The 6,622-nt window shown below is 60.8% G+C and carries 4 protein-coding genes; 2 read left to right on the top strand and 2 right to left on the bottom strand.

Translation table 11 applies throughout. The features are described 5' to 3' along the window. Positions 1-68: 68 nt before the first annotated feature. Positions 69-713 carry a 3-isopropylmalate dehydratase small subunit gene (leuD, locus tag CAF79_RS27960; protein ID WP_085701269.1) on the bottom strand — a complete coding sequence of 215 codons (645 nt, stop codon included), beginning with the start codon at positions 711-713 and terminating at the stop codon, positions 69-71. A 10-nt stretch (positions 714-723) separates the two neighbouring features. Next, positions 724-2,142: a 3-isopropylmalate dehydratase large subunit gene (gene leuC, locus CAF79_RS27965; RefSeq protein ID WP_074687686.1), complete on the bottom strand. Its 1,419-nt coding sequence runs from the start codon at positions 2,140-2,142 to the stop codon at positions 724-726. Positions 2,143-2,282: 140 nt separating this feature from the next. Here leuC and CAF79_RS27970 point away from each other — a divergent pair, with 140 nt between their 5' ends. Both CAF79_RS27970 and CAF79_RS27975 read left to right on the top strand, forming a co-directional pair. Then, positions 2,283-3,173, top strand: a complete 891-nt coding sequence (locus CAF79_RS27970; RefSeq protein WP_085701270.1) for a LysR family transcriptional regulator — start codon at positions 2,283-2,285, stop codon at positions 3,171-3,173. A gap of 68 nt (positions 3,174-3,241) precedes the next feature. Then, a complete protein-coding gene (locus CAF79_RS27975; RefSeq protein ID WP_085701271.1) occupies positions 3,242-6,520 on the top strand; it encodes a bifunctional diguanylate cyclase/phosphodiesterase in 3,279 nt (1,092 codons plus the stop codon). The last annotated feature ends 102 nt before the right edge of the window (positions 6,521-6,622 follow it).

A 6,622-nucleotide genomic window follows, 5' to 3' on the forward strand; every position in this document is an offset into this window, starting at 1 on the left:
TGCACTTCAAATGTGGGAGCGGGCTTGCCCGCGAAGGGGCCAGCCCTGACTACATCATCTCGAATCAATCACGCGTCGCGGAACAACCACGGCTGGCTCGCGCGATGCCGGGCTTCAAACGCGGCAATCGCATCGCCGTCCTGCAGGGTCAGGCCGATGTCGTCCAGGCCATTGAGCAGGCAGTGTTTGCGGAAGGCATCGATCTCGAAGCGATAGACCTTGCCGTTCGGGCTGGTCACGGTCTGCTCTTGCAGATCGATCTGCAACTGATAGCCCGGCTCGGCCTCGACCTGCTTGAACAGCTCGTCGACCTCTGCGTCGCTCAGGATGATCGGCAGCAAACCGTTCTTGAAGCTGTTGTTGAAGAAGATGTCGGCGTAGCTCGGCGCGATGATGCTGCGGAACCCGTATTCTTCCAGCGCCCACGGCGCGTGCTCACGGCTGGAACCGCAACCGAAGTTCTCGCGGGCCAGCAACACGCTGGCGCCTTGATAACGCTCGGCGTTGAGCACGAATTCCTTGTTCAGCGGGCGCTTGGAGTTGTCCTGATACGGCTGACCCACATCGAGGTAACGCCACTCGTCGAACAGGTTCGGGCCGAAGCCGGTGCGCTTGATCGATTTCAAGAACTGCTTCGGGATGATCTGGTCGGTGTCGACGTTGGCACGATCCAGAGGTGCGACAAGGCCGGTGTGCTGGGTAAAAGCTTTCATGCTGCGCTCCTCAGATCAATTCACGAACGTCGATGAAACGACCGTTCACCGCCGCCGCAGCGGCCATGGCCGGGCTGACGAGGTGGGTACGGCCACCGGCGCCCTGACGGCCTTCGAAGTTACGGTTGGAGGTCGACGCACAGTGCTCGCCGGACTCCAAACGGTCCGGGTTCATCGCCAGGCACATCGAGCAACCCGGCTCGCGCCACTCGAAACCGGCTTCCAGGAAAATCTTGTCCAGACCTTCGGCTTCAGCCTGTGCCTTCACCAGACCCGAACCCGGCACCACGATGGCCTGTTTGATGGTCGACGCAACTTTGCGGCCCTTGGCGATCACCGCGGCAGCGCGCAAATCTTCGATGCGCGAGTTGGTGCAGGAGCCGATGAATACGCGATCGAGCTGAATGTCGGTGATCGCCTGATTGGCGGTCAGACCCATATATTTCAAGGCGCGGACGATTGAGTCGCGTTTGACCAGATCCATTTCCTTGGCCGGGTCCGGCACGTTCTGATCAACGGCCAAGACCATTTCCGGCGAAGTGCCCCAGCTGACCTGCGGCTTGATCTGCGCGGCGTCGAGCTCGACCACGGTGTCAAAATGCGCGTCGGCGTCGGACACCAGATCTTTCCAGGACTCGACCGCCAGATCCCACTCGGCGCCTTTCGGTGCGAACGGACGACCCTTGACGTAATCCACCGTCTTCTGGTCCGCCGCTACCAGACCCACGCGGGCGCCGGCTTCGATGGACATGTTGCAGATGGTCATGCGGCCTTCGATCGACAGATCACGGATCGCGCTGCCGGCGAACTCGATGGCATGGCCGTTACCGCCAGCCGTGCCGATCTTGCCAATGACGGCGAGGACGATGTCCTTGGCGGTCACGCCGAACGGCAGCTGGCCTTCGACGCGCACCAGCATGTTCTTCATTTTCTTGGCGACCAGGCACTGGGTGGCGAGTACGTGCTCGACCTCGGAAGTGCCAATACCGTGAGCCAGGGCGCCGAACGCGCCGTGAGTCGAGGTGTGCGAGTCGCCGCAGACCACGGTCATGCCCGGCAAGGTCGCGCCCTGCTCCGGGCTGATCACGTGGACAATGCCCTGTCGCACGTCATTCATCTTGAACTCGACGATGCCGTATTCATCGCAGTTGTCATCGAGGGTCTGAACCTGCAAACGCGAGACCTGGTCGGCAATGGCTTCGATGCCGCCCTTGCGCTCCGGGGTGGTCGGTACGTTGTGGTCCGGGGTGGCGATGTTGGCATCGATGCGCCACGGCTTGCGCCCGGCCAGACGCAGGCCTTCGAAGGCCTGCGGCGAGGTCACTTCGTGAATGATGTGACGATCGATATAGATCAGCGCCGAGCCATCGTCGCGCTGCTTGACCAAATGCGAATCCCAGAGCTTGTCGTAGAGCGTTTTGCCGGCCATCAGACGGTTCCTCATCAGCTTGTTTCTATGCCCTGGGCTTATCAATAACCCTTTGGCTTGTGAGGCCGATCCTATGGGGTTAGATTAAATAACTCAAATTCATATTTTTTATGCTTTGGATAACCAGCTGGAATACAAACATGGACCTGGCCAACCTCAACGCTTTTATCGCGATTGCCGAAACCGGAAGCTTCTCCGGCGCCGGTGAACGCCTGCACCTGACGCAACCGGCCATCAGCAAACGCATCGCCGGGCTGGAGCAGCAATTGAATGTGCGACTGTTCGACCGGCTCGGTCGTGAAGTGGGCCTGACCGAGGCCGGCCGCGCCTTGCTGCCACGGGCTTATCAGATTCTCAACGTGCTCGATGACACCCGCCGCGCCCTGACCAACCTGACCGGCGAAGTCACGGGCCGCCTGACCCTGGCCACCAGTCACCACATCGGTCTGCACCGCTTGCCGCCCTTATTAAGGGAATACACTCGCCGCTACCCACAGGTTGCGCTGGATATTCAGTTCCTCGATTCGGAAGTGGCCTACGAAGAAATTCTTCACGGCCGGGCGGAACTGGCGGTCATCACGCTCGCGCCGGAACCACATACGCTGGTCAAGGCCACGCCGGTCTGGGATGACCCGCTGGATTTCGTGGTCGCCCCCGAACATTCATTGATCAGCAACGGCGCCGTCACATTGGCGGACATTGCCGGTCATCCGGCAGTTTTCCCCGGCGGCAATACCTTTACCCACCACATTGTCCAACGGCTGTTCGAGGCTCAGGGCCTGACGCCGAACATCGCGATGAGCACCAACTACCTGGAAACCATCAAGATGATGGTGTCGATCGGTCTGGCGTGGAGCGTTTTGCCGCGCACGATGCTCGATGAACAGGTGGCGCGCATACCTTTACCGGGCATACAGCTCCGTCGCCAGCTAGGCTATATCCTGCACACTGAAAGGACGCTGTCGAATGCTGCACGGGCATTTATGGCCCTGCTGGACGCTCAAATCGATCTGCCAGGGACTCTCGGCTAACTTGTGCTACTCCTATAGAGCTGCCGTCCCTGTGCCAAACGCCCACATCAGCTCAAGGCCCCTTAACAATGCCGAAATCTGTTGACCGTATTCCGCCGATGCCGCGTATTCAGGCCATTGATCCACGGCGTTCCGAGCAGAGCTGGGAGAGCGCGCCGCAATTGCTCGCGGCGCTCAACGGCGCTCGGCTTGGTGCCTGGTATTGGGATATCGAGCGCGGGCAGATCAGCTGGTCGCGCGGCACTCAGGCCCTGTTCGGCTTCGACCCGCGGCAACCGCTGCCCGAAGACCTGGAATACCTCGACTTGTTGCCGCCGGAAGACCGGGCGAAAACCATTCGCGCCTTCCACGCGGTCATCGCCGGCGCGCCGCTGGAACAGGCGATGCATCACCGCATCCGCTGGCCCGACGGCAGCCTGCACTGGCTGGAGATCAACGGCAGCCTGCTGCCGGACAAACACGGCCGGCCCCGAATGATCGGGGTCATCCGAGAAATCACCCACCAAAGGCAAAGGGAACAGGCGCTCAGCAGCTCTGAAAAACGTTTCGCCACGCTGTTTCACCTGTGCCCGAACATGGTGCTGCTGACCCGTCAGGAAGACGGCCTGATCAGCGAGGCCAACCAGTATTTCGAAAGCTTGTTCGGCTGGCCGGTGCAGAGCGCCATCGGTCGCACCACCCTGGAGCTGGGCCTGTGGGTCCATCCCGAACAACGGGCGGAGCTGGTCAAGAAAACCAAGGCCAAGGGCGAACTGATCAGCATGGAGGTGCAGTTCCGCGCCAGCAACGGCCAGATCCACGACGGCATCCTCAGCGCGCAAAAGGTCGAACTGGAAGGCCAGCCGTACCTGCTCAGCACCTTTCTCGACACCACCGAACGCAAGGCCGCCGAGCATGCCCTGAAGGACAGTCAGGAACGCCTCGACCTGGCGCTGGATTCGGCACAGCTCGGCACCTGGGACTGGCACATTCCCAGCGGCATGCTCTACGGCTCGGCCCGGGCCGCGCAATTGCACGGTCTTGAGCCGAAACCATTTCATGAATCGTTCGAAGAATTCTTCGAGGGCGTCCCCGGCGAAGAGCGCGACAGCATGCGCGACGCCTATCGCAGCCTGCGCGAAGGCCCGGCGGGCAATTATCAGCTGACTTACCGCGTGCAACTGCCGGATGGCAGCTCGCGCTACCTGGAAAGCCGCGCCCGCCTCTATCGCGACGACAACGGTGTACCGCTGCGGATGGCCGGCACCCTGCTGGACATCACCGATCAGGTCGAGCGCGAACAACGACTGGTGGCTTCGGAAGAGAAATTCGCCACGCTGTTCCAGGTCAGTCCCGACCCGATATGCGTGACGCGCCAGGAAACCGGGGAATTCATCGAGATCAATTCCAGCTTTTCCCAGACTTTCGGCTGGAGCACCAGCGATGTGATCGGCCATACCGCCGAAGAAATCGGCCTGTGGGACGCCTCGGCGAAAAGTCTGCAACGCATCGAACGGGTGATCCGCGAACAGGGCCTGAGCAATGTCGCGATCATCGTCCAGCACAAAGACGGCCAGTCGCTGACCTGCGTGATTTCCAGCCGCCAGATCAGCGTTGGCAACCAGCCGTGCATCGTCACCACATTGCGCGACATTACTCAGCAACAGCGCTCGGAAGCGGCACTCAAGGCCAGTGAAGAGAAATTCGCCAAGGCGTTTCACTCAAGCCCCGACGCCATCACCATCACCGAACGCGACACCGGGCGCTATCTGGAGGTCAATGACGGTTTCTGCCGCCTGACCGGTTACCGCGCCGACGAAGTGGTGGGTAAAACCGTGTATCAGATCGGCATCTGGGCCGAGGAAAAACAGCGTTCGGCGCTGCTCGCCGAACTTCAGATCAAGGGCCGCGTGCATCATCAGGAAATGCTCGGGCGCAACAAGCGCGGCGAGATACTGACGGTGGAAGTCTCGGTCGAACCGATCACCCTCAATGAAACCGCCTGCCTGTTGCTCACGGCCCGGGATGTCAGCCTGCTGAAGAACGCCGAGGCGCAGATCCGCCACCTGGCCTATCACGATCCGCTGACCAACCTGCCCAACCGCGCGCTGCTGATGGATCGACTGAGCCAGCAGATCGCCCTGCTCAAGCGCCACAACCTGCGCGGCGCGCTGCTGTTTCTCGATCTGGATCACTTCAAGCACATCAACGACTCACTGGGTCACCCGGTCGGCGACACGGTGCTGAAAATCATCACCGCGCGCCTTGAAGCCAGCGTGCGCATGGAAGACACCGTGGCGCGACTGGGTGGCGATGAATTCGTGGTGTTGCTCAGTGGTCTGGAAGGCACGCGTAATGAAGTCAGCGCCCAGGTGCGCGAGCTGGCCGACACCATTCGCGAGTTGCTGTCGGAGCCGATGTTCCTCGACGGCCAGCGCCTGCAAGTGACGCCGAGCATCGGCGTGGCGCTGATTCCCGATCACGGCTCGACGCCGACCGATCTGCTCAAACGTGCCGACATTGCGCTGTACCGCGCCAAGGATTCCGGACGAAATACCACGCAGATGTACCACAACACCATGCAGAAAGCGGCCAGCGAACGGCTGCGCATGGAGACCGACCTGCGCCTGGCGCTGTCCCGGGGTGAATTCGACGTTCATTACCAACCGCAGATCGACGCCCGGGACAATCGCATCATCGGCGCTGAAGCCCTGGTGCGCTGGAACCACCCGGAACTCGGCGCGCAATCGCCCGCCGAATTCATCAAGGTCCTGGAGGACAGCGGGCTGATTCTGGAGGTCGGCACCTGGATCCTCGATGAGGCGTGCGAAGCTTTCAAGCAATTGATCGCCGAACAGCTGATCGATCCTCTGGCCTTCACCCTGTGCGTGAACATCAGCCCCCGGCAGTTCCGCCAGAACGACTTCGTCGAGCGCATCGAGCACAGCATGAGCAGCCACGGCCTGCCCTGCTCACTGCTGAAACTGGAAATTACCGAAGGCATCGTCATCCAGAACCTGGAAGACACCATCAGCAAAATGCGTCGCCTGAAAAAACTCGGCGTGAGCTTTGCCATGGACGATTTCGGCACCGGCTATTCATCGCTGACCTACCTGAAGCGATTGCCGGTGGACACGCTGAAGATCGATCAATCGTTTATCCGTGACGCCACCAGCGACCCCAACGACGCCGAAATCATCCGCGCCATTGTCGCCATGGCCCGCAGCCTGGAACTGGAAGTGATCGCCGAAGGCGTGGAAACCCCGGAACAGCTGGCCTTCCTGCAGGGGCTGGGTTGCCATTTGTATCAGGGTTATCTGCACAGCCGGCCGTTGCCGCTGGAGGGGTTGAAAGGATTGCTGGAATGACGGTGTCTAGTCCTGAAATAGGTTTACACCTGTTTCAGCCTCAAAACGCCCGATGCACCGCATCGGGTGTTTTGTATTTCAGCGACAGATGAGGCCGCTCGT

This window comes from Pseudomonas sp. B26(2017) (assembly GCF_002113045.1).
Lineage (GTDB): Bacteria > Pseudomonadota > Gammaproteobacteria > Pseudomonadales > Pseudomonadaceae > Aquipseudomonas.

Excerpts from the sequence above, each read along its gene's own strand:
- leuD (WP_085701269.1), bottom strand. The coding sequence starts at position 713 with ATGAAAGCTTTTACCCAGCACACCGGCCTTGTCGCACCTCTGGATCGT.
- leuC (WP_074687686.1), bottom strand. The coding sequence starts at position 2,142 with ATGGCCGGCAAAACGCTCTACGACAAGCTCTGGGATTCGCATTTGGTC.
- CAF79_RS27970 (WP_085701270.1), top strand. The coding sequence starts at position 2,283 with ATGGACCTGGCCAACCTCAACGCTTTTATCGCGATTGCCGAAACCGGA.
- CAF79_RS27975 (WP_085701271.1), top strand. The coding sequence starts at position 3,242 with ATGCCGAAATCTGTTGACCGTATTCCGCCGATGCCGCGTATTCAGGCC.